Below are 26846 nucleotides of genomic sequence, written 5' to 3' on the forward strand. Positions count from 1 at the left end.
ACCGCTCCTTCCGAGAATCACGGGTGGCACCCTTCCCCGAGTGCCTGGGAACAGTAAACGGCGAAGCGGATTAAAACGGTGTTAGAGTGATGCCCTCCGGCCTTAAGATGCCGTAAAGATGCAGCTGGACGGATGCGGCGCCCCGAACGGAGCCCTATACTCATCGCATGCTCGAGGCGGCCCATCCCACCGCCGCAATCGATCCACACCGGCGAGAAAGGCCTCGCAATGTCACGCACTGCATCCGACGTACGGGCTAACCCCGACCTCCTGCTCAGAGCGCTCGAACAGGACGCCCACACACAGGAGCGCCGCGGACGTCGAGGGCACCTCAAGATCTTCTTCGGGTACGCCGCGGGCGTGGGCAAGACCTACGCCATGCTCCAGGCCGCACACGCCGCCAAGAGGCGCGGCGTGGACGTCGTCGCCGGCTATATCGAACCTCATGAGCGCCCCGCAACGGCGCGCCTGTCGCGGGGCATCGAGCGCATCCCGCATATGGCCATCGAGCACAACGGCATCGAACTCGCGGAATTCGACCTCGACGCTGCCCTGGCCCGGGCGCCGCAGCTCATCCTCGTCGACGAACTCGCGCACACCAATGCACCGGGGTGCCGCCATGAAAAGCGCTATCAAGATGTCGAGGAGCTCCTGCGCACCGGCATAGACGTCTACACCACGGTCAACGTCCAGCACATCGAGAGCTTGAACGACATGGTGGCCTCCATCACGGGCGTCGTCGTGCGCGAGCGCATCCCCGACCGCGTCTTCGATGACGCCGACCAGGTCGAGCTCGTGGATATCGAGCCCGAGGACCTGCTCGAGCGCCTCAAGGCCGGACTCGTGTACCGCGCGGCGCAGGCCGACCGCGCGCAGCGCAACTTCTTCAGCATCGAGAACCTCACGGCGCTGCGCGAGATCGCCCTCCGCAGATGCGCGGACCGCACCGGGCGCCTCGCCGACGCCGCGCGCGTGCTCGGCAACCGCGACTACTACACCAGCGAGCGCATCCTGGTCTGCCTCTCCCCCGCCCCCACGAACCCGCGCATCGTGCGGGCGGCCGCGCGGCTGTCGAAGGCCTTCCACGGCGAACTCGTCGCCCTATTCGTCGAGAGTCCGCGAACCCAGACCATGGACGAGGACGAACGTGCCCGCCTCTCATCGAACAGCGCCCTCGCCGAACAGCTCGGCGCGCAGGTGGAAACGGTGTATGGGGACGACATCGCCTTTCAGATCGCCGAGTTCGCGCGACTGTCCGGCATCTCGAAGATCGTCATGGGGCGCACCGGCGAGGCGCGTGGCCTGCATCACGCGCTCTTCGGGCGCAAGTCGCTCGTGGAGAGGCTGATCGCCATCGCGCCGAACCTCGACATCTACATCATCCCCGATCAGCCGGTTCCGGCCAGGCGGGGGCAGGACCGGCCAACGGCCTCGGAACCTCATCTGCCGAGCAGGCGGGACATGTTGCTCACGCTGGGCCTATCCGCCATCGCCACGGCAGTTGGCACCGCATTCCGCGGACTCGGGTTCGCCGACTCGAGCATCATCTCCCTCTACATCCTCACGGCCCTGCTCACGGCCGTCACGACCACGGGGCGCGTCTGCACCATCGTGTCGAGCATCCTCTCGGTGGTGCTCTACAACTTCTGCTTCGTGACGCCGCTGTTCTCATTCGACAGCTACGACCGAAGCTACCTCGTGACCTTCGTCATCATGTTCGCGACCGCAATGGTGGCAGCCGAACTCACCGCGCGCCTCACCGACAACGCGCGTACCTCGGCGAAAAACGCCTTCAGGACCCGCGTGCTCCTCGAAACCAACCAGCTCCTGCAGCGGGCCCAGGGACCCCAGGCACGAGCGCGCATCGCCATGAGCCAGCTCGTGAAGCTCCTCAGGCTCGACGTCGTCTTCTACCCCGCAGACGGCGACCTGCTCGGAGAGCCGCTGTATGAGAGCGCCGGGGCCGAAGACCACCGCACGTCCCTGCTCACCGAATACGAGCGCGCCGTGGCGACGTGGACTTTCAACAACAACAAGCACGCTGGGGCGAGCACTCACACCCTGCCAGAGGCGCAATGCCTCTACCTTGCGGTGCGCGCAGGCAACGAGGTGTTCGGCGTCGTGGGCATCGATCTTAAGGGGCGCGGACTCGAGGCGTTCGAGCACTCCATCGTCTTGTCGATCGTCGGCGAGTGCGCACTCGCCCTCGAGAGCGACAAGGCGGCGCGGGAGCGGGAGGAGGCCGCCGTATTCGCCAAAAACGAGCAGCTGCGCGCCAACCTGCTTAGATCCATCGGCCATGACCTGAGGACGCCCCTCACCGCGATCTCGGGATCTGCCGCCGTGCTGCGCGATGGTGGGGAGAAACTCGGGGACGCGAAACGGCTCGAGCTCGCGGACGCCATTTACGACGACTCGCTCTGGCTGATCGACACCGTCGAGAACCTCCTCGCCATCACGCGCGTCGAGGATGCGGGCATGCACCTCAACCTCACCTCGGAGCTCATGGATGAGGTCATAGCCGCCGCCCTCGGCCATGTCGCGCGCGGGGCGCGCGGCCACCGGGTCGTCGCCGCGCATACGGACGAGCTCCTCTTGGTAAAGATAGACGTCCACCTCATCATGCAGGTCCTCACCAACCTCGTCGTGAACGCGTTCAAGTACACGCCCGAGGGCTCGACCGTGACGGTGGGCGCGCGAAGGGCCGGGGCCTTCGTCGTTGTCGAGGTCGCCGACGACGGGCCGGGCGTGGCCGACTGCGACAAACCGCACGTCTTCGACCGCTTCTTCATCTCGAGCAAAGCGCTGCCCGTGGACTCCCATCGCAGCTTCGGGCTCGGGCTGTCGCTGTGCCGCTCGATTGTAGAGGCGCATGGCGGTACCATCGAAGTGCATGACAACCACCCCCATGGAGCGGTTTTCCGCTTCACCCTTCCCGCCGAGGAGATCGAGATCCATGAATGACGGCACACGCTCAAACATACTCGTGGTCGAGGACGACCCGGCGGTCCGCAATCTCGTGACGACCGCGCTCGGCCTGCATGGATACGACGTCGAGGCGGCGACGAATGGCGAGACGGCCATCTTGGACGCCGCCTCGCGCAACCCCGCCCTCATCATGCTCGATCTCGGCCTGCCCGACATCGACGGCGTGGACGTCATATCCAAGGTCCGCAGCTGGTCGGCGGTGCCCATCATCGTCATCTCGGCACGCACCGAAGACTCGGATAAAATCGGCGCGCTCGACGCCGGCGCGGACGACTACCTAACGAAGCCCTTCTCGGTGGAGGAGATGCTCGCCCGCGTGCGCGCCAACTTGCGACGCTCGGCCATGCCCGCGGCCGATTCCGTCGAGTCGAGCACCTTCGACAACGGGGGCCTGCATATCGACTATGCCGCGGGGTACGCCGAGCTCGACGGCGAGCGGCTCTCGCTCACGCCCACCGAGTACAAGCTCCTCGTGCTTTTGGCGAAAAACGTCGACAAGGTGCTCACGCACACGTTCATCACGCGCGAAATCTGGGGGACGAGCTGGGATAGCGACATCGCGAGTCTTCGCGTGTTCATGCGGACCCTACGCAAGAAGATAGAGGCCGACCCCTCGCACCCGACGATGATCCAGACGCACGTGGGCGTGGGCTACCGCATGCAGCGACTCTAGTCCGATCAGGCCTCGTCGCCAAAGGAGATGCCCAGGGAACGCGCCTCGTGCACCAGGTCGCTGCCGGGGTCGACGTACTTGAGCTTGCCGGCGACCTCCTCCAGCGGCACGCGGCACATCTTGCCAGAGCGCTGCGCGACCATAAAGCCGCTCTCCCCCTCCAGGAAACCCAAAGCCGCCTCGACGCCGCACTGCGTGGCGAACACGCGGTCCTGCGCATCGGGCTGGCCTCCGCGCTGCGTGTGACCGGGGATTGCCACACGCGTCTCGCGACCGGTGCGGGCCTCGATCTCGCGCGCGATGTCGTAGACGATGGACGGAGAGGTGCGCGCCGCGACGAGCTTCTTGTACTCCTTCTTGGACAGCGTCGCCTCATCGCGCGAGATAGCGCCCTCGGCGACCACGATGATGGTGAACCGGGCACCGGCCTGCATGCGGCGATTGATCGCGGCGATCACGTTGTCCATGTCGTAGGGGATCTCGGGAATCAGACAGACGTCGGCACCGCCCGCAACCGCGGCGTACAGCGGAATCCAACCCACCTTATGGCCCATGATCTCGATCACGAAGACGCGTCCGTGGCTGCTCGCGGTGGTGTGGATGTCGTCGATGCACTTGGTGGCGATCTCGACCGCGCTCGTGAAGCCAAAGGTAAGGTCGGTGCCCCAGGTGTCGTTGTCGATGGTCTTGGGCAGGGCAATGACGGAGAGACCCTCCTCGCGCAAGCGGTTGGCCGTCTTGGTGGAGCCGTTTCCGCCCAGCATAAACAGACAATCGAGCTTGAGCTCGCGATAGGTCTCCTTCATGGCGGCGACCTTGTCCACACCGTCGGCCTCGGGCGTGTCGAGGCGCTTGAAGGGCGTGCGGCTCGTGCCCAAGATGGTCCCGCCGCGCGTGAGGATGCCGCTGAAGTCGACCGGTGCCATCTTGCGATAGCGCTTGTAGATCATGCCCTGGTACCCGTCCTCGAACCCGTAGATCTCAACGGGCTCCGTCGACAGGTTGACGACGGTCTTTACGATGCCACGCATGGTGGCGTTGAGCGCCTGACAGTCGCCACCGCTCGTCAGAAGGCCGATTCGCACCATAGGTACCCCTCACGCTCATGGCACACGCCGCCTGAAGGGCGGCGAGCGCGGTCTATTCACATATTCAACAGTGTACGCCCAACGAAGCCCCGCTCAGCGTGTCCGCGCGCATCGCTTACATACGCGCGATTCTTTAACATGCTCGAAAGCATCGCGTAAAGAGTCCATCATGCTTGCGCGTTACACTCACCATGAACCGAGGCACGGCGATAACCTAAAGACATCCATGCGATTTCACAGGTACCACCACTTCCGGCAAGCACCGCAACACGAGGGAGCCATCATGGGCAACGACGGACACAACAAGCAGCGTGATTTGAATTACACCCAAAACCGTGAACTTTCCTGGCTCCGTTTCGACGAACGCGTGCTCTCCGAGTCCCTCGACGACACGGTGCCGTTGTTCGAGCGCCTCAAATTCATCGCGATTTTTGAGAGCAACATGCATGAGTTCCTCATGGTCCGCATGGGTGGACTCTCAAGCCTGGCGACCCTCAAGCGGCAGCCACGCGACAACAAGAGCGGCATGACCCCCTCCGAGCAAGTGGCGGCCGTATTCTCGGCGTTGCCGGGATTGTTCTCCAAAGCCGCCTCGTCCCTCGACGCCATCGAATCCCTCCTGCGCGTCAAGGGCATCGAGCGCATCACGCCCTCCGAGCTCATAGGTGCCGAGCGCGATGCGGTGCGCAGCTACTTCGACCGCAACGTGCTCCCCATCTTCTCGCCGCTCATCATCGACCCGCGCCACCCCTTCCCCAACCTGCGCAACGGAGCCCTCTACATCGTCTGCACGCTCGCCGCCGCCTCCGAAGACGAACAAGGGCTCCTCGGCATCATCGAGGTCCCAAGCTCGCTCCCCCGCGTCGTCGAGATCACGAGAAACGACGGCCAGCTGCGCTACATCCTGCTCGAGGATGTCATCTTGGCGTGCCTGGAATCGTGTTTTGGCTCCTATGTCCCGCAGGATCGCGCGGTAATCCGCGTCACGCGCAACGCCGACCTCGACCCGGACGGCGAGGGCGTCGAGGAAGACGAGGATTACCGCCAGCACATGAAGAAGGTGCTCAAGAAGCGCTTGCGCCTCCAGCCCGTGCTCCTCGCCGTGCACGGAGATTTCGCCCGCGAGTCCCTCAAGTCGATCCGCAAGGCACTGGGACTGAGCCAGCAGGCCGTCCTGTCGGTTACCATGCCCCTTGACTTGGGATATATCTACTCCCTGGAGGGCAAGTTGCCCGCCACCGTGCGCGACCGGCTCCTGTTCCCTCCGTTCGCCCCCCAGCCGAGCCCGCTGTTTTGCCCGGGTGACTCCATGCGCGATCAGGTGCTCGCCGGCGACAAGCTGCTGTTCTACCCCTACGAGTCGATGGGCACGCTTCTCGGCCTCATCAACGAGGCCGCCCACGACGACACCTGTATCTCGCTGCGCATCACGCTCTACCGCGTAGCGCGTCAGTCGCGTTTGTGCGAGTCGCTCATCTCCGCAGCCGAGCGTGGCAAAGAGGTGACCGTGCTGATGGAACTCCGCGCGCGCTTTGACGAGGAGAACAACATCGCCTGGGCGGAGCGCCTCGAGGAGGCGGGCTGCACCGTCATCTACGGTGCGGAGGGCTTCAAATGCCATTCCAAGATCTGCCAACTCACCTATCATGACCAGGGGAAGATTCGCCGCATTACCCTACTGGGGACCGGCAACTTCAACGAGAAGACCGCACGCCTGTACTCGGACTTCATGCTCATGACTGCGCACGAGGGCATCGGCGAGGACGCCAACGCGTTCTTCCGAAACCTCACCCTGGGCAACCTGCGCGGCGAGTACCGCTACCTCGGCGTGGCGCCCGCCGGGCTCAAGCCCCTCGTGATGGACGGCCTCGACCGCGAGATCGCCCGTGCGCGCGCCGGCATGCCCGCCCACGCCTTCTTCAAGATGAACTCCCTCACCGACCGAGAGGTCATCGATAAGATCGCCGAGGCAAGCCGAGCGGGTGTCCGCATCGATATGATCATCCGCGGGATATCCTGCATGCTGCCGGGCATCGAGGGCAGCACCGAGAACGTGCACATCCGCTCTATCGTGGGTCGCTTCCTGGAGCACGCGCGCGTGTACTCCTTCGGTGAGGACGCCGACACCGTCTACCTGTCGAGCGCCGACATGATGACGCGCAACACCGAGCACCGTGTGGAGATCGCCTATCCCGTTCTCGACCCCACGTGTCGCGCCATGGCGCGCGACTACATGGCCGATCAGCTGCGCGACAACGTGAAGGCTCGTGAGCTGAGCGCGCAGGGCACCTGGGAGCCCGTTGCCCGAGCGGAGGGCGATGAGCCCTTCAATGCACAGGAGCACTTCATGACGCAGGCTGCCAACCGCGCTCGCGCCGCAGAGGAACGACGCGCGGCTCGAGCCGTCGAGGTCGAACGTGCCGCGCGTGACGAAATCGCACATGACGCGGAAACGGTGAACCCCCGTGCAGGCCGGGCGCCCGACACGTCGAATGCCGATGCGACGCCGTCGCAACCGGTTGCCTCCACAACGGAAACCAACGAGCTCAACCAAGCTGTCGAGCCCCAAGAGACAGACGGCCACAAGGGTACCGAACAGGGCAAAGAGAGCAACTTCAAGCGCGGCTGGCACATGGTGATGCGCGGCTTCCGCGAGATGCTCTCCTAGCCGCCATTACCCGTTTTCAAGACGAGGACGCTTTCGTATTCGACGGGCAGCCGGCGCACCGCGCGTGTAATGTCGAAAAATACGCGATTGAAGCGCGTCAATTTCGACATTCTACGCGCGGATCCGTCAAATCCGGCTGACATGCCGCGCCGCCTCACATCATGCACGAGGAGGCAGGTACGTTATACGCATTAGCCCTCGAGCTGCTCGCTGGCCTCGAGCCAAGCCATCTCGAGCTCATCAAGCTCCTCACGAGCGTGGGCAATTGCCTCCTGCTGCGCAGTGAGGGCGGCGAAGTCGGTGGGGTCGATGGCGAACATCCCCTGCTCAAGCTCCTCGACCTTGCCGCGACGCGTCTCCATTTTGCGTTCGAGCGAAGCAACCTCCTTCTTGAGGCGCTGGCGCTCCGCATTCGACAGTCCGCATGCCTGGGAAGGTGTCGCCACGGCAGATGCGACGGCTCCTTGACCGGACGCGCCGCCGCCCAAAGGTGACCCCGCTTCCAAAGCACCACCGAACCCGGGCGCCTGAGGATGGGACGCTCCGCCGGCAGACGCGCCCTCCGTCAAACGCAGGTACTCGTCCACGCCACCAGGTACGTGGCGAAGCGTGCCTCCTATGAGGGCCCACTGCTGGTCAGTCACACGTTCCATGAGGAAACGGTCGTGCGTCACGAGGATGAGCGTGCCCGGCCAGCTGTCGAGCAGGTCCTCCACGAGAGCGAGCATGTCGGTATCGAGGTCGTTGCCCGGCTCGTCCAAAATCAAGACATTCGGTTCCTCCAAAATGGTCAGCAGCAACGACAAACGGCGCTTCTGACCACCCGAAAGATCCTTGATACGACTCCACATCTGTTGCTGCGTAAATCCGAGGCGCTCGAGCAGCTTCTCGGGGCTCGTCTCCTTGCCCTCGACCATCACGTAACGCTTGCCGCGGGCAAGCACCTCGCGAATGGTATCGTCCTCGACGGGCTTTAACTCGTCGAGCTGCTGGGACAGCACGCCAAACCGGACCGTGGAACCAATCTTCACGCGTCCGCGGAGCGGCTTGAGTTTGTCCTGGATGATATTGAGCAAGGTGGTCTTACCGGCGCCGTTCTCGCCGAGCAGGCCGTAGCGGTCGCCCGCACCAATAAGCCAGGTCACATCGGAAAGAACGGGACGACCCAAAGCCACGGCGTCAGGAGACACGCCGCGGGCAGCGAAGCCGTCCGCCGCAGCGGAATTGCCCACAGCAGAAGGATTGTCCGGCACGGCGGAGCCGCCAAGAGAACTTGTGCCTTCCTTGGAGCCACGCACGGCGGCCAAGGAGCTTGCGTAACCCGCGTCCACATCGATCACATCGATGACCTGCTTGCCCAGGCGGCTCACCGCGAGACGCTTGAGCTCGAGCTCGTTGCGCACGGGAGGCACGTCGGCAATAAGCTCGCGGGCGGCCTCAACGCGGAACTTGGGCTTGGTACTACGCGCCTGCGCACCACGAGAGAGCCAGGCAAGCTCCTTGCGGGCCATGTTGCGGCGACGCTCCTCGGTTACCTGCGCCATACGATCGCGCTCGACGCGCTGCAGGATGTAGGCGGAGTACCCACCCTCAAAGGGGTCGACACACCCGTCGTGCACCTCCCACATGGAGGTGCAGACTTCATCGAGAAACCAGCGGTCATGCGTGACCACGAGCATTGCGCCGCTCGATTTCTGCCACCGCGCCTTCAAATGCTCGGCGAGCCAGTTGATGGTACGCATGTCCAGATGGTTGGTGGGCTCGTCGAGCATGAGCACGTCATAGTCGCCAATAAGCAGGCGCGCCAGATCCACACGACGACGCTGTCCACCAGAGAGCTCGCCCACCAGGCCCTCCCAGGGCACGTCGGCGATAAGACCGTCAAGAATCTGACGCACACGCGGGCTCGACGCCCACTCGTATTCGGGAAGGTCGCCCACCACAGCACGATGCACGGTCATGCCGTCATCGAGTGCGTCGCGCTGACCGAGGACGCCCACCGTCACATCACGACGGCGCGTCACGCGTCCGGCGTCCGGCTCGATCGCACCCGAGAGAATGCCGAGCAGGCTCGACTTGCCATCACCATTCTTGCCCACGATGCCGATGCGGTCGCCCTCGTTCACGCCGAGCGTCACGTTCTGCGCAATCAGTTTGGTAGGAAACTCAAGATGCACGCTGTCGCAACCGAGCAGAATGGCCATATCGAAACGCTCCTCGCTATCGTATTCACAGCCATCCATCTTAGCAGGGCGTCTACCCGCCCCGCCCGCCACATTGCAGACACGAGCACTTAACCACAGTGTGCCGCGCCGTACCCTCGGGCATATCGTCCCGCGCGCAGTTCCGCACGAGCCGAAGGCCCCAGTGGGGCCTTCGTGCGAGTTCAGGACTGTCCGAGCACGGGATGATATGCCCGAGGGTACGGCGCGAAGCGTGATAGGCGGTCTACGAGAACATGCCGGTCAGGTAGTCGTTCAGGCGCTTATCGCGAGGACGCTGGAAGATCTGCTCCGTCTCGCCGTACTCGACCATGTCGCCCATATAGAAGAACGCCGTTCGGTTGGAGGCGCGGCTCGCCTGCTCCATGTTGTGCGTCACGATAACGATGGCGCGCTCCTTCACGATGCTCTGCATGAGCTCCTCGATCGCCAGCGTGGAGATGGGGTCGAGCGCAGAGCACGGTTCATCGAACAAAATCACGTCGGGATGCATGGCGAGGGTGCGCGCAATGCACAGACGCTGCTGCTGGCCACCGGAAAGCGAAAAGGCGCTCTGGTGTAGCTTGTCCTTGACCTCGTCCCACAGGGCGGCGCCGCGCAGGCTCTCCTCCACGAGCGCATCGAGGTTCTCCTTGCCCTTGAGGCCATGGCGCTTGGGCGCGAACACGATGTTCTCGTAGATGGACTTGCGGAACGGATTGGGCTGCTGGAACACCATGCCGATGGAACGGCGCAACTCGTAGAGGTTCTCCTCGCGGGTGTTGATGTTCCGGCCATCGTAGAGGATCTCGCCCTCAACGCGGCATCCGCGGATCTCTCGATTCATGAGGTTGAGGGAGCGTAGGAACGTCGACTTGCCGCAACCGGAAGGGCCGATGAGTGCGGTGATCTCGCCCTTGTGGAATTCGAGGGACGTATCATGCAGCGCATGGTTGTCGCCGTAATACACGTTGACGCCGCGCGCCTCGAGAACGACTTCGCCATCGGTCGCACCGCGAGGCTGCACGGAGGCGGCACCGGCGCGCACGCTATCCATGAAGGCTTCGGACGCACTCGACTCCACGGGGGCGGAAACGTCATGTTGGGTAGACTTGTTACTCATTCGGCCGTCATCCTTTTCGCCAGAGCCTTACCGGCCAAACGAGAAGCCACGTTGAACAGCAGGACGCAAATCATCAGCAATGCGGCGGTTCCCCATACGATGTGCTGCGCCTCGGGGCTTCCCTCACCGTAAATCTTGTAAATGTGCACCGCAAGCGACTCGCCCGGTCGGAAGATGTTCCATGCGCACGTGGGGCTTGAGAAGTTGAGCGAGAGGAAGTTCAGGCGCACCGGGCTCGACATGCCCGAGGTGAACAGCAGGGCCGCGGCCTCGCCGAAGACACGCCCGGCGGAAAGAACCACGCCCGTCACAATGGCGGGCATTGCGGCGGGAATCAGCACGTGGACCGTCGCCTCCCAGCGCGTAAGGCCCATGGCCAGGCATGCATCGCGCTGGTGCTGAGGAACGTCATCGAGGGCCTGCTGGATAACGCGCACCAAGATAGGGATATTGAACATGGTGAGCGCGACCGCACCGGAAATGATCGAGTACTTCCAGCCAAAATTCACCGAGAACACGAGGAAGCCGAACATGCCGACGACGATCGACGGCAGGGAGGACAGCGTCTCGATGGCGGTACTCGCGATGCTCGTGATGGGGCCGTCGGGTGCGTACTCCGTGAGGAACACGGCAGCCCCCAAGCTCACGGGAACGGAGATGATCAGCGTGATGAGCAACAGATAGAACGAATCGAAGAGCTGGTAAGCCACACCACCGGCAGCGCCGTTGGAGCGGCTGGGCTGCGTGAGGAACCCAGGAGTGAACAAGGTCGAAAGGCCCTCATATAGGATGTAGGCGACCATCGAGACCACGATGAACATGACGAGTCCCGCGATGGCGGCAAGCGCCACGGTTGCGAAGCGATCGGCTCGGCGGGAACGGCGAATGATACGCATGTCCCCCATCTGAGCGGACGCCGCCTGAGAGATATCAGCCACGGGCGTTCGCCCCCTTCTTGCCAATGAGATGGATGATCAGGATGAAAATGAGCGACATACCCATGAGCAGCAGGCCCAGCGACCACAGGACGTCCTTTTGCACGGAGCCATCCGCATAAATCGCCATGCTGGTGGTAAGCGTGGTCGTGATGGTGGATGCCGGTGACAACAGGGACGCGGGCATGACCTCAGCGCCACCGATGACCATGCGCACCGCGAGCGTCTCGCCAAAGGCGCGCGTCATGCCGAGAATAACCGCGGTCATGAGCGAGGGAAGGGCGCTCTTGAGCACCACGTGCCAAATCGTCTGCCAGCGGGTATAGCCTAGGGCGAGCGAGCCCTGACGATATCCATCGGGTACGGCGCGCAGCGCGTCCATGGAAAGCGTCGTGACGGTAGGCAAGATCATGACGGAGAGCACGATGGCACCGGGCAGGATACCCATGCCCGTCTGCGTCCCAAACACGGCTTTACAGGCGGCGACCACCACATGGAAGCCGATGAGACCGAACACGACCGACGGGATACCCACCAGCAGCTCGACCATGGGTTGGAACACGCGCTTTCCGAACGCCGGGGCGATCTCAACCGCAAAGATGGCGGAACCAATCGCGATGGGAAGCGCAATTGCCGTCGAAAGCAGCGTGACCGCAAAAGACGTGATGATAAGCGGAAGCGCGCCGGTCTGCGGCAATCCCGTCGCCTCGTCGACATTGGCGAGGCTCCAATCAGTCCCGGTAAAGAACCCAACGACGTCGACACCGTCCTTGACGAAGGTCGAGATGCCCTTCTGCGCCACCATGACGATCAGCGCAAGGACAAGAAGCGTCACGAGCGCTACACACGCGCCCGTGACGCCCTGACCGACCCTCTCAAGGTTGCGCTTGGGCATGTGCTTTGCCATACCGCACCTTTCGAGAATTCGTGACTTCAACAGTTACTTCTTGGAGACCTTGCCCTCGGCATCCTTGGTCACCAGCATCTCGGAGACGGGGATGAAGCCCTGCTCCTCAACGAGGGAGCCCTGGACGTCGTCGGAGAGCATGTAATCGAGGAACGCCTTGGTGGCGTCGTCGGCATCCTCGGCGCAGTACATGTGCTCGGTCGCCCAGATGGGGAAGCTGTTGTCGAGGACGTTCTTGCTCTCCGGCTCCACGCCGCCCACCTTGATGGCGGTGAACTTGGAGTCATCGAAGTGGGAGAAGTCGATGTAGGAAATGGCGTTATCGGTGGAGCCCATGAGGGTCTGGACGTCGCCGGACTTGTCCTGCTCGGGCTGAGCCGGCTTATAGGTATTCTTCTCGTCACCGAAGACGGCGGCCTCGAAGGTGGCGCGGGTGCCGGACCCCTCCTTGCGGTTGACGACGACGATCTCAGCGTCGTCACCACCGACCTCGCTCCAGTTGGTGATGGTGCCGCCGAAGATTCCCTTGAGCTGCTCGAGGGTCAGGTCGTCGACGGTAACGTTCTTGGAGACGATCGGGCCCATACCCACGACGGCGACCTCATGGTCGACGAGCTTGGCGGCAGCGTCGGCATCGAGCTTGGTCTCGGCGAAGACGTCGGAGTTGCCGATGGTCACGGTTCCGGAGGAAACGGCGGTGAGGCCGGCGCCGGAACCATTGCCGGAACCAGAGATGACGCAGTCGGGGTTCTCGTTCATGAACTGCTCGGCCGCAGCCTCGACGAGCGCCTGGAAGGAGGAGGCACCGTCATAGGTGACCTCGCCCGTCACGGTAGCGGCGGCATCGGCGGAGCCGGCAGCGGGAGCGTCAGAGCCACCGCAGCCAGCCAGACCAAGACCGGCGACAGCGGCAAGACTGCCAGCGAGACCGAGGAAGGAGCGACGAGAGCAGGAATAATCGAACATGGTTCTCCCTTCGAGAGCAAACGTGCGCAATGCGCGCGGACGGTCCGGGGCGTGTCCTTAAGGCCCCCATGGGGAACCTTCAACTCCCCATCCGTCGTACCGCAAGCACAATACCGCGCGTTCGCCGCCCATTCCTCCACGTTCGCCGTCTCTTACGGCTCTCTGACCATCCATTACCGCCCGCTGCGCCCCAGCTTACCCGCGGCTTACATAGACGACTGAGATTGACGCCCATGCGTTATGCCGTGGACAACCACCCGGCCAACCCGCCACATTCCCCCTGCCCATTCGAGGGCGAACGGCGTTTGAAGCATCTTCCAAGCCGATAAAGGGGGTCTTTATTTAAAAAGTGAGGGGTTTATTTGGCAACAGCTGAATATACACGCACGTTCTTCCGTCGAATCATGCGGATATGGTCCAGCTAAAGCGTGTGCATACGGCGAGCCGGGATAACCGCTCATATTCTATTTTTTAACCCCTCTTACGGGGACGTTTCGCCCTCGGGCGGCCCGCGGTACCCGTTCGTCCCGAGTCGTCGCCATGGCGTCTGCGGTACAGGTAGCCGCCAAACACCATGGAAAGCGCAATGATCACGAAGCCGAAGATTTGCTCCCAGAAATTGGGCACGATTGTCTCCCGTCCTATCCCTGCATGCATACGATACACACGTGCAATGGGGCACCGTGGCTCTTTCTCCGCGGCGCCCGCGTCTCTTACAGCTCGAGCTCGTTGAGGCGAAGAATAGCCAAGATATACATCTTGAGAGCGCCGCGGAAAAGCGCCTCGTTCGCCGCCTCGTTGGGACCGTGCATGGTGCCTGCCCACTCGGGAAGTTCGAGGTCGTTGTCCTCGGGGCCGAACGACACCGCACTCTTGAAGTTGCGGGCATAAGTGCCGCCTCCCATGGAGAACGGCTCGGCATGTTTGCCCGTAACCTCGCGATATGTGTCGAGCAGCGCTTGCACGGCGGGGCTCTCCGCCGAGGTCGAGAACGGCTCCTTGGTGCTGTCGAGCACGAATTCTGCACCATACCGCGCCGCGTGGGCACGGCAGATCATGGACATCTCGTCGCAGGTGATCGAATCGGGATAGCGAACGTCGATGGTCTGCGAGATACGCCCGTCAGAAACCTTGATCGTGCCCGCGTTGCAGGTGAGCGGACCGAAAGCCGCGCTCTCAGCCTCGATGCCCAAACCCTCGCCTGCCGTTCCCTCATGCACGATGGAAAGCAGGTTGAGATAGGTGCGCTCGCCTTCAGAGAGGAGATCGGGCCGCTCGGCCGAGATCTCCTGCAGATAGTCGACAATCAGAGCAATGGCATTGACGGTACCCTGAGGCAGCGAAGCATGTCCGCCGATGCCCTTGGCGAAAATGCGGGACCGCCCCTCCCCGAGCGGCTCAACCGTCAAGCGCTCCGCATGAGACCGCGGTGCGGGAAGCTCAGAGACGGGGACTGCAAGCACACACACCGACTCGCTCGGAATGGCATTGGTGGCATCCGCGCCACTCCACGACTCGATGGCACCGTCTTTGATAGGCGCACTCACGAACATGCCGCCAAAGCAACCCTTCTCGGCATTGCAAACGGGAAACTCTGCATCCGGCGTGAAGAGGAACAGCGGCTGCTCATGAGACTCGAGGTAATGGTGGACGTCGGTCATCCCGACCTCCTCATCGCACCCCAAAAGCGCGCGGAAACCGTAGCGGGGCTTGATACCGCGGCTCAGCAGGTATGCACCGGCGTATAGCGAGAGCACCGCCGGGCCCTTGTCGTCGATCACGCCGCGGCCAAGCAGCCAACCCTCGCGGCGCTCCATCACATAGGGGTCGGTTGCCCAACCGGGACCAGCGGGAACGACGTCGACATGCGCTATCGTAGCGATGTGCCCATCAAGCTCCCCCGCGATATCGGCGATGCCGACGTAGCCCCCATCGTCCCCCGTCTCGTATCCAAGGCGATGGGCGATGTCGAGAGCGCAGTCGAGGGCATCTCGCACGGTGGCACCGAAAGGAGCGCCGGGCATCGATTTCCCAGCATCGGCGACCGAAGGATGCGCGACGAGGGCGGCGATGTCGGCCACCACATCCTCCCAGACCTCATCGACATATGCCTCAATGTCATCCATACTTCCAGTGCGCATGGGCACTCCCTTCATGAAGACGTTCAATCTAGACCATTGTGCCCCATAAACCGGATGGGGCAAAGCCCGTGAGCAAACCCTCGGCAAGCGGACCCGGGTCTCTCGGCAAACAAGCGGCGCGGCGCGACCGAGGTGCGGGCCGCGATTCCGCTAGGCCACACCCAGCACGCGCGCCACCTCGAGCATAGAACCGCAAGACACATCCGCGGCATCATGCTCACCGGGTTGGGCGGCACCCGTGTACACGCCGATACAGGGGACACCGCAGGCGTGGGCACCCTCGATATCGTTGAGGCGGTCCCCAACCATCACAACGTCGGCGGCGTCAACGCCCATATACTCGAGGGCATCGCGGATGGAGTCCGCCTTGGTGAGGCGAACGGGCTCATTGAGGCCCATGACGCACTCGAACCGATCGGTCCAGCCGAGCTGATCGACCATACTCCGAGCACCCGACTCCTTACGCGACGTCGCGATCGACATACGCCGCCCCGCAAGCGTTAGACGATCGAGCAGGAAGGGCACGTCGTCGATTGGCGGGAAGTCGGAGGGAGTGACGGTCTTGTCGAACAGCTCGCGATACTCTTGAGTGAGTGAGAGCGCAGTGTCGTGCGTCACGCCGAACGCGCGCTCGAATCCCGACACGAGCGGCGGGCCCAGGAGCTTGCGTAAATCGGCATCGGTGGGCTCGATGCCCCGCGCGCGGAGCACGGCGCGCGCAGTTCGCATGACGGCTCCGCCAGTGTCTGCCAGCGTGCCATCGAAGTCGAAGAGGACGACGGAACGGTCTCGAAGACGCGTGGGCATCTCGGAGTCGGCGATCATATACGGCTCCCTTCAACGTCCATATATGCCATTTGGGATGAAAAGACCCCGACGGGCCCGTGCCCGTCGGGGTCTGCAGCGAACCTAAGGTTCAAAGGCGCTACACCGGAATGCTACTCGGCGTCCTCGGCCTTCTCCTCACCCTCGAGCGGGGTGACCTCGATCTCGATGCCGAGGGTCTCGGCAGCAGACTTCATGGAGAGGGAGATGCGACGACGATCGAGGTCGATCTCCATGACCTTGACCTGGACCTTGGCACCCACAGCGGTGACCTGGGCCGGCTGGTCAACGTGCTTGTTAGCCATCTCGGAGATGTGGACCAGGCCCTCGATGCCGTCACCGAGGTCAACGAACGCGCCGAAGGGCACGAGCTTGGTGACGGTGCCCTCGACGATGGCGCCGACGGGGTACTTCTTGACGAGCGCGCGCCACGGATCCTCGGTAGTCTGCTTGAGACCGAGGGAGATGCGCTCGCGATTCAGATCGACGTCGAGAACCTCGACCTCGACCTCCTGGCCGACCTTGACGACCTCGGAGGGGTGGTTGACGTGGTTCCAAGAGAGCTCGGAGATGTGGATGAGGCCGTCGATGCCGCCCAGATCCACGAAGGCGCCGAAGTCCACGATGGAGGAAACGGTGCCCTTGAGACGCATACCGCTCTTGAGCTTGGAGAGGATCTCGGAGCGCTCGGCCTTGCGGGACTCCTCGAGCACCACGCGACGGGAGAGCACGACGTTATTGCGGTTGCGATCCATCTCGATGACGCGAGCCTCGATAGAGGTGCCGAGGTAGGAGGTGAGATCCTTCACGCGGCGAAGGTCAACGAGGGAAGCGGGCAGGAAGCCGCGCAGGCCGATGTCGAGGATAAGACCGCCCTTGACGACCTCGATGACCTCGCCCTCGACGTTCTCGCCGGCGTTGAACTTCTCCTCGATGCGATTCCAGGCACGCTCGTACTCGGCGCGCTTCTTGGAGAGAACCAGACGACCGTCCTTGTCCTCCTTCTGGAGCACGAGCGCCTCGATGGAGTCGCCCAGCGCCACGAGGTCGGCAGGGTTGGCGTCCTTACGGATGGAGAGCTCGCGGACAGGAATGACGCCCTCGGACTTGAAGCCGATGTCGACGAGGACCTCGTCGCGCTCGATCTTCACAACGGTGCCGTTGACCAGGTCACCCTCATCGAAATCGGTGATGGAGTTGTCGATGAGGTTGTTCATCTCCTCGGTATCGACGTCGTCGAGGGAGAAGATGGACGAGTTCTGAATCTCACTCAAAGGTGGACCCCTTTCGAACTACGGGGCCCCGATTACCTGACCTGCAGATGGTTGCGAGCCTTAAGGCGATAATCGCCAGCGCGCGCACACCGTTTGGAACAATCTCGGGGGCCGACAGATACTAATGTGAAGCATATGCATTCACGAAACAGTAGATTACGTGGAAACAAAGTCGTTTTCAAGCGTCAACTGCGATTTTTTCGTACTCGGCAATAAACCTTTCGCGAATGGCGCGCCCCTTCCTCGAGCCCTCACGTAAAATGCTATACACAAATCGATTCAATTCCAGGAGCCCTTGTGTCCACCATCCAAGAAGTCGCCAAACGGGCCGGTGTGTCGGCGGGAACGGTCTCGCGCTACCTCAACGGCCATCAACTCAAAGCGGGCAATCAATCTCGCGTCGAGGCGGCGATTGAGGAACTCGGGTACCGCAGCAACTACCTTGCCCGCAGCTTGCGCTCCAACCAGAGCATGTCCATCGGTCTGCTTATCAACAATATGCTGAACCACTTTGCCGTGAGCGTTGTTGCGCAGGTGGAACGCGAGATGGAGCTCAATGACTACAATATCATCCTCTCTGGATTTCGCGAGGATCGCGAGGTCTTCATACGCAAGCTCGAAAATCTCATCGACCGCCGCGTGGACGGCCTCATCCTCTTCGAGGCGATTGAGGACGAACGCGCACGCAAGCTCATCGAGCAGAGCGGGATCCCAACCATCTCCATATCCAACCCCCTTCCCTATCCATGTGTCGACAACATGCTCGCCGCCAATCGCAAAAGCTGCCGCGAAGTGACGCGCCGCATCATACACGCAGGCCACGCACGCATTGGCGTGCTCGCCGGCATCCAAGAGGAATACGTCTCGCGCGAGCGCTTGGCAGGTGTGCTCGAGGCATTTGACGAGGCGGGCCTGCCGCGCAACAACGCCGTGGTGCGCATTGGCGACTATCCGCGCGAATGCGGGTATCGCGACATGATGCACCTCGTCTGCGAGGATCACGTGGACTGTGTCTTCGCACTCAACTACGGGCGTAGTCAAGGCGCCCAGCAGGCGTTAAACGAGCTTGGGCTGCGCATCGGCGAAGACATCTCGTTCGCATGCTATGACTACCTGGACACCAAGACCTACTTTCACCCGAGCATCACCACGGTGTGCCCGCCCTCGCTCGAAATCGGCACGAACGCCGCGCGCGAGATCCTCTCCATGATTCAAGAGGGGCGTTTGGGCAGGGGTCGCACCACGTATACCGACGAGGACATCGCCTGGTTGCCCTCCATCATCGGCCTGGACGCATAGCGCACTGGTAATTGGCGCCCGGCCCATAACGCGATGGCCCCGCAACCGACTTGGGTTGCGGGGCCATCGCGTTTCTGCAAGATGTCGGTCGGTCGTTGAGCGCGCCTAGGCGTTCTTCTTCGCAAGGTCGATGAACTTGCCGGCCAAGATCTTGAAGGTCTCGGCGCTCATGAGCTGGTCCTCGGCGTGAATGAGGATGATGCTCGGGTCGATGTGGTCGCCGCAGGCCTCCTGGGCGATCATTTCGCCGTGCTTAGCGTGACCGACCAGGAAGAACTGCTCGCCCTCGGCGACACGGGCCTCGGCCTCGTCGATCTTGCCCTCGCCGGCGAGGTCGATGGCCTCGATGAAGCAGCTGCGGGCGGAGCCCACGTTGGCGATGATCTCGAAGCAGGCCATCTCGATCTTGTTCATGTCTTCCATGTTATTCCTCGCTCTCCGCGGCGTTGTCAGCCGCACTTTGGCTCTCCTCCGGCAGTTCGCCGTTGGCGGATACCGAATCGGACTCGTCGTCTCGGACGGAAGCGCCGCTCGCCTTGATGTAGGCCTCCATGTCACGCAAACGCTTCTTGATTTTACGCTTGGCAAAGGGGCTGTACAGAGTACCCATGAGTTTGCCGTTGAGGTCGTTGAGGGTCTTGTCGCCCTCGTAGCCCTCCTCGTAGACGACGCTGATGGCGTCCTGTCCCTCGATGGGCTCAATCTCGTAGCGCACGGTGTTGACGCCGCGCGACGAGGTGATGGAAGCGGCGTACAGGCGCGGGGGCTCGAACTCGGTGATCTTGGTGGTGACATGCTGAGCACCGCCGAGCTTGGCGTTCAGCGTCTTCTGATAGGTGAACCCCGCCTTGAGCTTCTTTGCCGGCACCTTCTTGCCGCGCGCCTGCTCGACGTCGTAAAGCACCGACGTGACGATGCTGTCGAAGAGGTCGTCGGCACTGATGCCCATCTTGACCTGTACTTTCATTAACCCTCCTCATAGGGGCGCCCCGCCACGCGCAAGGGCGCCCTCGTGTCGCTAGAAGCCGCGGGACTCGGCGAGCTGCTTGTACCAGCGACCGCTCTTCTTAATGCGGCGCTCCTGCGTCTCGAGGTCGAGCTCAACCAGGCCGTAGCGGTTCTTGTAGGCGTTCAGCCAGCTCCAGCAATCGATGAACGTCCAGAGATGATACCCGATGCAGTTGGAGCCCTCATCGATGCCGCGGGCGAGCTCGGTCAGGTGCTCCTTGATGAAGTCGATGCGATAGTCGTCCTGGATGGCGCCATCGGGTCCGCGGAACTTCTCCTCGCCCTCGACGCCCATGCCGTTCTCAGACACGATCCACTCAATGTTGCCGTAGTTGTCGCGCAGGTTGATGGCGATGTCGTACAGCGCGTGCGGATAGATCTCCCAGCCGCGGTGCGGGTTCATGCGACGACCCGGCATGGCGTACACGTCGTAGTAGTACGTGGGCATGAAGGGCGCCTCGGGGTTGGGCAGGCTCGCACGGGCGCAGACGCGCAAGGGCTGGTAGAAGTTAACGCCCAGGTAATCCACCGTGTTGTCGAGGATGATGGCGAGATCGGTCTCGTCGACCACGGGCATGAGGCCGTGCTTCTTGATGAGCTCGACGAGCTCGGGATCGTAAGCGCCGTGCACGCTCGGGTCCAGGAAGCTCTTGTTGGCGAAGAGCTCGGCGATGTGGGCGGCGCGAGCGTCGGCGGGATTTTCGGAACGCGGATAGGCGGGCGTGAGGTTGAGCACGATGCCGATCTTGGCGTCGGGCAGGACCTCATGGCAGGCACGAACAGCCAGCGCGCTGGCGAGCGCCGTGTGGTAGGCAACCTGTGCCGCGGCCTTAGGGTCGACCTTGCAGGGATAGTGGTACTGCTGCAGATAGCCGCACTCCACGTGCACGATGGGCTCGTTGAACGTGTACCAGCGCTTGACGACGTCGCCGAACAGCTCGAACGCAATGCGGGCATAGCGTTCGTAGAGGTCGACGACCTCGCGGCTTTCCCAGCCGCCGCGCTCCTGCAGGGCGACGGGCATGTCGAAGTGGAACAGGTTCACGAAGGGCTCGATGTCCTCGTCGCGCAGCGTGCCGAACACGTTGCGGTAGAACTCGACGGCCTCGGGGTTGGGGTCGCCCTCCGGGTCGGGCAGCAGGCGCGACCAGCTGATCGAGGTGCGGAAGGAGTTCTGCCCCGTCTCGTGCAGCAGCTCGATATCCTCGCGCCAATGCTCGAAGAACGTCGACGTGTCGGCTGGACCGACGCCGCCGTGGAACTTGTAGGGCTCCTCCTCGAACCAGAGGTCCCAGATATCCGGGGCCTTGTGATCGGCGGTATGGGCGCCCTCCGCCTGGGCCGCGCTCGTGGCACTACCGAAGTAGAACCCTTCCGGGAACTTGACGTCCATCGTCTTACCTCTTTCTCTTTACGAACAGGTAGATGCCGCTCAGGATGACGATCGCCAAGCCGCCCACGAGCAGGCCGAGGCTCATCTCAGAGCCGGCGGCGGCACCGAAATTCGACATCACGATGAAGAAGAAGCCCAGGCCCATGATGAAAACGGCCCAAGGAGATCGAAATCCCATGAGTAGCAAACCTTCCTCTAGGTAAAAGGGCCACCGGCGAGTCAGCAGACCACCGGCGGCCGACGGGCGTGACCCGCATGGAGCATATGCAACCACTGTGGGCCACGCGAATCAATCGTTGAAAGCCGAAGCCCTTAACGCCTAGGCAGCGGCCTCGGTCTTCTCCTGCTCCTTGTTCGCAAGGATGACGAACGGGAGCCAGATGATGAAGGAGACAGCGAGGTTCAGGAGCGCGACGAGCGCGGCCATGACGTTGCCGCCGGTGGCGAAGAAGGCGTACAGGCCAACGGGCATAATCCAGGGAAATAACAGCTCTTGGGTTACGTTGTACTTCCCTAGAGCAGGATGCCGAAGCGCGACCAGGAATCCAGGTAGTCGAGCAGCATCTGCTCGTAGGCGGGCAAGGTGCCAACCACGTTGCGCGTGCCGTCATCGGGCATGTCCTGCAACACCAGCTGCAGCTCACCCTTATAGCGGGGGCTGGCGTTGTTGACAACCACCACGTCGCCGCGCTTGAGGTCGCGGCCGACCGGACGCACCGGGATGTCGAGGTCGGCGAACTCGACGCGCGACCACGTGCTGCGCAGCAGATAGGGACTCAGGTCGCCGCGGACCTTGTGCTTGGGATAGAGAGCGACCATGCGCTCGTTGTCGGTCAAGCCGGAATCGGCGACAGGACGCATCTGGACGAGGGAGCGATCGATCTGCTCGATAGAAGCCAGCTCCTCCTCGGTGGCAAAACAGTTGGAGATGATGATGTCGTCGACCAGGCCAATGGCGGACAGGTGGCGCGCCTGGAAGTCGAGCGGAAGCTCGCGATGGCACTCGAGGGTGACGAGGCCCTCACGCAGGGGCCAGGGGCCGAAGGCATCGGCGCGGGGGATGCCGATGAACGCGGCGAGGTTCACACCAAGCTCGCAGACGATTGCGCTCTCACGCTCGAAGAAGGCAGTGTCGAGGCCGCTGAAGCGCTGCGGATAGAAGTTATGACAGGAAATGAGACGCGCACGGTCGGGATCATGCGTGAGCGTCGCGGCCAGGATGCCATCGGCGCAGCTGGCGTTGAGCTCGATCATGAGACCGTAGGGGTTACGGGTCATGTCGGCGACCTGGCTGGGCTGGAAGGGCTCGTCGAGGCGGATGCCGTCGGCGCCGATCTCGTGGAAGAACGAGAGGTCGTCATAGGAGATGCCGAGTTTGGCGAAGACGCTGGGGGCGACGTCGAAGACGACCTCCATGCCGTTCGCGTGGGCGCAGGAGGTGAGCTCGGCAGACTCGCGCTTGACCTGATCGGGATCCCCCTCGACCGACAGCAGGCAGGAGAAGATGCGGCTAAAGCCGTGTGCCGCGGCGCGCTCGATGTATGCGCAATCCTGCTCAACCGTCGAATGCTCCGGATACAGGGAGATACCCCACTTCATACGCGGACGTCCTTCCTCACGTGGCCTGCGTCGGCGCACACGGCAATTGTGTGCATCTGGTGGTTGGAATTATATCGATTCAATTGGAGTCCGGCAGTAGGAATACTCCACCCCTCTCAGGTGCTAAAACGCTATTTCTTGGCGTAATGCCAGCTATTTGTATCGATTTAATTTTAGTCTGCATAATCGAGTAAAACCGCGAACGGTAGCGATTTACCGGTGAGCGGATGGGGGCAAGCGACGAAAAACGTCTCCGGCTAGCCACCGGCATGTCGCGCGCAGAGACGACGGCGGCGAAGGGCCATGAGGGAGACGACGCCCCGCCCGGTCGCGGCTAAGGCGATGCGAAGGTACGAGGGACGATGCAGGGCAACGGCGGGAAAGCGTGGCTCAGGTACTTCGAGGCCACCCTCCCCCGCCATGCCACAAGGAGATTGCAGCCCTCATTCATTTCCATGGCTGGAACGCAGCGATTATGGGCATAATTCATAAACATGCCCATATAAACGGAAAGGAGGCGTTCATGACGGCTCTCAAAGCGGTTGTTTTCGACATGGACGACACGCTGCTCAGCATCAACCTGAACGCCTTCATCGGCATGTTCGCACTTGATGAGGCAAACCTTCTCGCCCAAGCGGCACGCAAGAGTACCGTGGCGCTCTTCACCTCGGTGGGAAGTGCCATGTTGGAGCTCAACAACGGAGAGCGCGCCGAGGGCGACATACGGACGAACCAGCGGTTTTTCGCCGATGAGGTCGAGCGCCGCTGTGGCGTGCCCCTGCTCGAGCCCGCAATCCTCGACATGCTCGAGTTCTACGAGCGCGAGATCCTCCCCAAGAAGAACGACCGCCTCATCGCCGCGCGTCCACGCGAGGGAGCCCACGAGGCGATTGAGGCCGTACTCAATCGCGGGATGCGCATCGCCCTCCTCACCAACCCGAGCTTCTCGCGCGCCTGCATCGAGTGTCGCATGGGCTGGGGCGACATGCTCGGCATGCCCTTCGAGCTCGTGACCACCTGGGAGAACTCGACGCGCTGTAAACCGTGCTCCGGCTACTACCTCGAGGCGCTCGGCAAACTCGGACTCGCCCCCGAGGAGACGCTCATGGTAGGCAACGACCCCAAGCGCGACTTCCCCTCCCCCGCAATCGGGCTCAAGACCGCCTACGTGGGCAACGGCAACCAGCCGCGCGCCCTTTGGTGCGGCAGCATGGCGGACTTCGCCAAGGGCTTTGACGAGATCGAAGAGCGGTTCTGCACGGGCGACTGACGCCATGGAGCCTTCACCCGAATACACCCCAGGAGCGGCATCGAACTCAAACGAAGACCAATATTGCGCTGAGAGCGGAATGTAGAAAATGAAGCGTTTCACAGTCCTCATTTTTCGACATTACGCGCTCGGATCATCTCTGTAAGCGAAGCTGCCACATAGGCAGAGGCAGCACGCCTACAACCGTGTCTCGCCCGTCATGATCTTCAAGATCTCGACGTCGGTGTCCTTCATGCCCACGCGGCCAACGTAACCCATGCTGGCGATGGTCTCCTCGACGGTGTCTTGCACGATGCCCTCACCCGCGCGGAAGCCGCGGCCAGCGAGCGCCATGTCGCATCCCAGGATGGCGGCATCCACCGCGGCGGAGATCTTCGCCGCGCAGCTCGCCTTGGCACCGTCGCACACGATGCCGCCCACGTTGCCGAGGGTGTTCACCACCGTCGCGCCGATCTGCTCGCGCGTGCCGCCGCGCATCCAGCAGATGGCCGCGCCCGCACCGCACGCGGCGCACACAACGCCGCAGAACGCGGAGAGAGCTCCGATATAGCTCTTGGTATGAATGGCGACGAGGTCCGCCAGCGCAAGGGCGCGCGTGAGACGCTCCCCCTCGATGCCGAGCTCCTCAGCGTAGGTGAGCACCGGCAGGGCGCACGTGATGCCCTGGTTGCCCGAGCCGCATACGATCGCGACGGGCAGGGCGCAACCGCTCATACGGGCGTCGGAACCAGCGGCGGCGCGGGCCCGGGCGCGGCAGGCGAGGTCGTCGCCGCGCGTGGCGAGCAGCGTGCGTCCGACCTCGGCACCCCATGCGTTCTCAAGGCCCTCGGCAGAGATGGCGGCATTGAGCGCGAGCTGGCGCTCAAGAGATGCCCGGGCGCGAGAGATATCGCCCGACTCAGCGTAATCGAGGATGACGTCGAGCGACAACCCCGGCACCGGAGCCGCCTGAGACACATCCTCGGCGGCCTCCTGAACCGAGACGGCACTCATGAGCGCGCACGTCCCCGAGCACGCGTCCTCGACGTCACGCTCGGCTCGCGCGGCGGGGCACAATTGGATCGCGGGTACGCCGTCGCGCGTACAGCGGACAACGTTGGTGTGGTGCTCCGAGATGGCGACCTCCGCCGCATGCCCGAAAGCCTCGGCGCGCACCTCGATATACAGATTGGGCACGCCCTCGATGAGGGAGACATCAATATAGCCCTCTCGAGCGAGCAGCTCGCGCGTGTGGGCGATGTCGGCATCGGTGACGCGCTCAAGCGTCTCAAGGGCGGCCGAAGCGTCACCGCCCACGGCGCCCAAAACCGCCGCGGCCTCAACTCCACGCATACCTCCCGAGTTGGGGACCGTGACGCTCTTGACGTTCTTGATGATGTTGCCCGAACAGCCCACCGTGAGTTTCTCGGGCTCGCAGCCGAGCACCAGGCGCGCAAGGGCGGCGGCATACGCCAGCGCAATCGGCTCCGTGCATCCCAGCGCGCAGATGAGCTCTCCGTTCAGCAGGTCCCCCAACGCGGCGTCGCGATCCTCAACCGTCATCTCGTCTACGCTCTTCTCTGCCACGGGAACCCCCTCGTTCGTATGTCCGATGCTCTTCAGTGTAGCGAACCCGAGCGGCTCCGCGCCATAACAAACCCCGCGCCGTCCGCCGTTAGGCAGATGGCGCGGGGTCGTTAGGGGGTACCGTGCGATTCGACCCCCGACACGGCTTGCAATTGGACTACGTCTCCAACTGGGAAACTAGCCGAAGAAGCGCTCGATCTCGATGGCGGCGTTCTCCAGCGAATCGGAACCGTGGATGACGTTGGCGTTCACATCGACGGCGAAGTCACCGCGGATGGTGCCGGGCGCGGCGTCAAGCGGGTTGGTGGCGCCCATGAGCGTGCGCATCTTGGAGACTGCGGAGAGGCCCGAGACGACCATCTTGACCACGGGACCGCTCGTCATGAACGCGACGAGATTGGGGAAGAACGGCTTGTCGGCGAGGTGGGCGTAGTGGACCTTGACGGTCTCGTCGTCGAGCACGCACTTCTCCATCTTCTCGATGGTAAGACCGGAGCGCTCGATGCGGTCGATGATGAGCCCGGTCTTGCGGTCACGCACGGCATCGGGCTTAATCATGATGAAGGTCTGCTCCATAGCGGGCATGACGTCCCCTTTCAACAGGTATCAACGGTGCGCGCAGGTCGGGCACCCATGAGGAGCCTTCATTGACGGCGACGCGCTGGCCTCATCTTACCCCATGCCACCCTTGACGATTCTCCACCCTCTCCCAAAGTTCACTTTGGAACGCTTCAATTCAGCTATCTGCGGGAAATCACCATCGAGAGTTAACTCTCGATGCAGCAACGACGTCCGAACCGCAACGGTGTTCGGGCAGAGGCGCCATCCGGGTCGCATCGGTATCCGGGACGCAGCGACCACCCGGAGCTGGTGTCTTGCCGCAATTGCCACCCGACGGAGGCGCGGCCTCGGTCGGGTGGCC

At 62.8% G+C, this 26846-nt stretch carries 22 protein-coding genes; 5 read left to right on the forward strand and 17 right to left on the reverse strand.

The window, feature by feature from the left end; translation table 11 throughout:
• The first annotated feature begins 228 nt into the window (after positions 1-228).
• Entirely contained in the window at positions 229-2964 is a 2736-nt protein-coding gene (locus ACX9NZ_RS05645) for a sensor histidine kinase (protein WP_294123673.1), read from the forward strand.
• Complete coding sequence (locus ACX9NZ_RS05650) at positions 2957-3661, forward strand: response regulator (RefSeq protein ID WP_118653543.1); 705 nt, start codon at positions 2957-2959, stop codon at positions 3659-3661. Before ACX9NZ_RS05645 ends, ACX9NZ_RS05650 begins: the two co-directional genes overlap by 8 nt.
• A gap of 5 nt (positions 3662-3666) precedes the next feature.
• Here the strand turns inward: ACX9NZ_RS05650 and ACX9NZ_RS05655 are convergent, their stop codons facing one another.
• Complete coding sequence (locus ACX9NZ_RS05655; protein WP_302741657.1) at positions 3667-4749, reverse strand: 6-phosphofructokinase; 1083 nt, start codon at positions 4747-4749, stop codon at positions 3667-3669.
• Positions 4750-5032: 283 nt separating this feature from the next.
• Here ACX9NZ_RS05655 and ppk1 point away from each other — a divergent pair, with 283 nt between their 5' ends.
• The gene (gene ppk1 / locus ACX9NZ_RS05660) at positions 5033-7417 is read left to right on the forward strand and encodes a polyphosphate kinase 1 (protein ID WP_407495625.1); all 2385 of its coding nucleotides are present in this window, start codon (positions 5033-5035) and stop codon (positions 7415-7417) included.
• A gap of 191 nt (positions 7418-7608) precedes the next feature.
• On the opposite strand, the gene ACX9NZ_RS05665 is transcribed toward ppk1, so the two are convergent.
• The 8 genes from ACX9NZ_RS05665 to rpsA form a co-directional block, all read right to left on the reverse strand.
• Entirely contained in the window at positions 7609-9621 is a 2013-nt protein-coding gene (locus tag ACX9NZ_RS05665) for an ABC-F family ATP-binding cassette domain-containing protein (RefSeq protein WP_407495627.1), read from the reverse strand.
• Positions 9622-9865: 244 nt separating this feature from the next.
• On the reverse strand, positions 9866-10675 hold the full coding sequence (gene pstB, locus ACX9NZ_RS05670; RefSeq protein ID WP_294124007.1) for a phosphate ABC transporter ATP-binding protein PstB: 810 nt from the start codon (positions 10673-10675) through the stop codon (positions 9866-9868).
• Positions 10676-10737: 62 nt separating this feature from the next.
• Positions 10738-11679, reverse strand: coding sequence for a phosphate ABC transporter permease PstA (gene pstA, locus ACX9NZ_RS05675; RefSeq protein ID WP_407495630.1), 942 nt, complete (start codon positions 11677-11679; stop codon positions 10738-10740).
• The gene (gene pstC / locus ACX9NZ_RS05680; protein WP_294159455.1) at positions 11672-12583 is read right to left on the reverse strand and encodes a phosphate ABC transporter permease subunit PstC; all 912 of its coding nucleotides are present in this window, start codon (positions 12581-12583) and stop codon (positions 11672-11674) included. Before pstC ends, pstA begins: the two co-directional genes overlap by 8 nt.
• 33 nt (positions 12584-12616) lie before the next feature.
• Positions 12617-13549: a phosphate ABC transporter substrate-binding protein gene (locus ACX9NZ_RS05685; protein WP_118653548.1), complete on the reverse strand. Its 933-nt coding sequence runs from the start codon at positions 13547-13549 to the stop codon at positions 12617-12619.
• A 713-nt stretch (positions 13550-14262) separates the two neighbouring features.
• On the reverse strand, positions 14263-15690 hold the full coding sequence (locus ACX9NZ_RS05690; RefSeq protein WP_407495633.1) for a Sapep family Mn(2+)-dependent dipeptidase: 1428 nt from the start codon (positions 15688-15690) through the stop codon (positions 14263-14265).
• Between the two features lie 150 nt (positions 15691-15840).
• Positions 15841-16515 carry an HAD family hydrolase gene (locus ACX9NZ_RS05695; protein WP_294159459.1) on the reverse strand — a complete coding sequence of 225 codons (675 nt, stop codon included), beginning with the start codon at positions 16513-16515 and terminating at the stop codon, positions 15841-15843.
• Positions 16516-16628: 113 nt separating this feature from the next.
• Positions 16629-17789 carry a 30S ribosomal protein S1 gene (gene rpsA, locus ACX9NZ_RS05700; protein ID WP_118653551.1) on the reverse strand — a complete coding sequence of 387 codons (1161 nt, stop codon included), beginning with the start codon at positions 17787-17789 and terminating at the stop codon, positions 16629-16631.
• A gap of 297 nt (positions 17790-18086) precedes the next feature.
• Here rpsA and ACX9NZ_RS05705 point away from each other — a divergent pair, with 297 nt between their 5' ends.
• Positions 18087-19088, forward strand: a complete 1002-nt coding sequence (locus ACX9NZ_RS05705) for a LacI family DNA-binding transcriptional regulator (protein ID WP_294123998.1) — start codon at positions 18087-18089, stop codon at positions 19086-19088.
• 105 nt (positions 19089-19193) lie between these two features.
• Here ACX9NZ_RS05705 and ACX9NZ_RS05710 read toward each other — a convergent pair whose 3' ends face one another.
• The 6 genes from ACX9NZ_RS05710 to ACX9NZ_RS05735 form a co-directional block, all read right to left on the reverse strand.
• Positions 19194-19511, reverse strand: a complete 318-nt coding sequence (locus tag ACX9NZ_RS05710) for a PTS lactose/cellobiose transporter subunit IIA (RefSeq protein WP_294123898.1) — start codon at positions 19509-19511, stop codon at positions 19194-19196.
• 1 nt (position 19512) lies between these two features.
• Positions 19513-20055 carry a DUF3284 domain-containing protein gene (locus ACX9NZ_RS05715; RefSeq protein WP_294123896.1) on the reverse strand — a complete coding sequence of 181 codons (543 nt, stop codon included), beginning with the start codon at positions 20053-20055 and terminating at the stop codon, positions 19513-19515.
• Between the two features lie 51 nt (positions 20056-20106).
• A complete protein-coding gene (locus tag ACX9NZ_RS05720) occupies positions 20107-21489 on the reverse strand; it encodes a glycoside hydrolase family 1 protein (RefSeq protein ID WP_317439986.1) in 1383 nt (460 codons plus the stop codon).
• 4 nt (positions 21490-21493) lie between these two features.
• The gene (locus ACX9NZ_RS05725) at positions 21494-21667 is read right to left on the reverse strand and encodes an LPXTG cell wall anchor domain-containing protein (protein ID WP_317439985.1); all 174 of its coding nucleotides are present in this window, start codon (positions 21665-21667) and stop codon (positions 21494-21496) included.
• 141 nt (positions 21668-21808) lie between these two features.
• Entirely contained in the window at positions 21809-21961 is a 153-nt protein-coding gene (locus ACX9NZ_RS05730; protein ID WP_407495639.1) for a hypothetical protein, read from the reverse strand.
• 41 nt (positions 21962-22002) lie between these two features.
• Positions 22003-23088: a DUF871 domain-containing protein gene (locus ACX9NZ_RS05735; RefSeq protein WP_304292462.1), complete on the reverse strand. Its 1086-nt coding sequence runs from the start codon at positions 23086-23088 to the stop codon at positions 22003-22005.
• Between the two features lie 523 nt (positions 23089-23611).
• Between ACX9NZ_RS05735 and ACX9NZ_RS05740 the strand changes: the two genes are divergently transcribed.
• The gene (locus tag ACX9NZ_RS05740; RefSeq protein ID WP_304292463.1) at positions 23612-24358 is read left to right on the forward strand and encodes an HAD family hydrolase; all 747 of its coding nucleotides are present in this window, start codon (positions 23612-23614) and stop codon (positions 24356-24358) included.
• Positions 24359-24535: 177 nt separating this feature from the next.
• On the opposite strand, the gene ACX9NZ_RS05745 is transcribed toward ACX9NZ_RS05740, so the two are convergent.
• The gene (locus tag ACX9NZ_RS05745; protein WP_407495735.1) at positions 24536-25900 is read right to left on the reverse strand and encodes an L-cysteine desulfidase family protein; all 1365 of its coding nucleotides are present in this window, start codon (positions 25898-25900) and stop codon (positions 24536-24538) included.
• A gap of 201 nt (positions 25901-26101) precedes the next feature.
• Positions 26102-26509: a nucleoside-diphosphate kinase gene (gene ndk / locus ACX9NZ_RS05750; protein ID WP_118653560.1), complete on the reverse strand. Its 408-nt coding sequence runs from the start codon at positions 26507-26509 to the stop codon at positions 26102-26104.
• Positions 26510-26846 lie beyond the last annotated feature (337 nt).

The sequence above is a fragment of the Collinsella sp. BM28 genome (genome assembly GCF_054551995.1).

Bases quoted from the DNA above. Each gene is read 5' to 3' on its own strand.
- ACX9NZ_RS05735 (WP_304292462.1), bottom strand. From the start codon at position 23,088: ATGAAGTGGGGTATCTCCCTGTATCCGGAGCATTCGACGGTTGAGCAG.
- ACX9NZ_RS05645 (WP_294123673.1), top strand. From the start codon at position 229: ATGTCACGCACTGCATCCGACGTACGGGCTAACCCCGACCTCCTGCTC.
- ACX9NZ_RS05715 (WP_294123896.1), bottom strand. From the start codon at position 20,055: ATGAAAGTACAGGTCAAGATGGGCATCAGTGCCGACGACCTCTTCGAC.
- ACX9NZ_RS05690 (WP_407495633.1), bottom strand. From the start codon at position 15,690: ATGCGCACTGGAAGTATGGATGACATTGAGGCATATGTCGATGAGGTC.
- ndk (WP_118653560.1), bottom strand. From the start codon at position 26,509: ATGCCCGCTATGGAGCAGACCTTCATCATGATTAAGCCCGATGCCGTG.
- ACX9NZ_RS05665 (WP_407495627.1), bottom strand. From the start codon at position 9,621: ATGGCCATTCTGCTCGGTTGCGACAGCGTGCATCTTGAGTTTCCTACC.
- ACX9NZ_RS05730 (WP_407495639.1), bottom strand. From the start codon at position 21,961: ATGCCCGTTGGCCTGTACGCCTTCTTCGCCACCGGCGGCAACGTCATG.
- ACX9NZ_RS05710 (WP_294123898.1), bottom strand. From the start codon at position 19,511: ATGGAAGACATGAACAAGATCGAGATGGCCTGCTTCGAGATCATCGCC.
- ACX9NZ_RS05720 (WP_317439986.1), bottom strand. From the start codon at position 21,489: ATGGACGTCAAGTTCCCGGAAGGGTTCTACTTCGGTAGTGCCACGAGC.
- ACX9NZ_RS05745 (WP_407495735.1), bottom strand. From the start codon at position 25,900: ATGACGGTTGAGGATCGCGACGCCGCGTTGGGGGACCTGCTGAACGGA.
- pstB (WP_294124007.1), bottom strand. From the start codon at position 10,675: ATGGATAGCGTGCGCGCCGGTGCCGCCTCCGTGCAGCCTCGCGGTGCG.
- ACX9NZ_RS05740 (WP_304292463.1), top strand. From the start codon at position 23,612: ATGACGGCTCTCAAAGCGGTTGTTTTCGACATGGACGACACGCTGCTC.
- ACX9NZ_RS05650 (WP_118653543.1), top strand. From the start codon at position 2,957: ATGAATGACGGCACACGCTCAAACATACTCGTGGTCGAGGACGACCCG.
- ACX9NZ_RS05725 (WP_317439985.1), bottom strand. From the start codon at position 21,667: ATGGGATTTCGATCTCCTTGGGCCGTTTTCATCATGGGCCTGGGCTTC.
- ACX9NZ_RS05695 (WP_294159459.1), bottom strand. From the start codon at position 16,515: ATGATCGCCGACTCCGAGATGCCCACGCGTCTTCGAGACCGTTCCGTC.
- ppk1 (WP_407495625.1), top strand. From the start codon at position 5,033: ATGGGCAACGACGGACACAACAAGCAGCGTGATTTGAATTACACCCAA.
- ACX9NZ_RS05655 (WP_302741657.1), bottom strand. From the start codon at position 4,749: ATGGTGCGAATCGGCCTTCTGACGAGCGGTGGCGACTGTCAGGCGCTC.
- ACX9NZ_RS05685 (WP_118653548.1), bottom strand. From the start codon at position 13,549: ATGTTCGATTATTCCTGCTCTCGTCGCTCCTTCCTCGGTCTCGCTGGC.
- pstC (WP_294159455.1), bottom strand. From the start codon at position 12,583: ATGGCAAAGCACATGCCCAAGCGCAACCTTGAGAGGGTCGGTCAGGGC.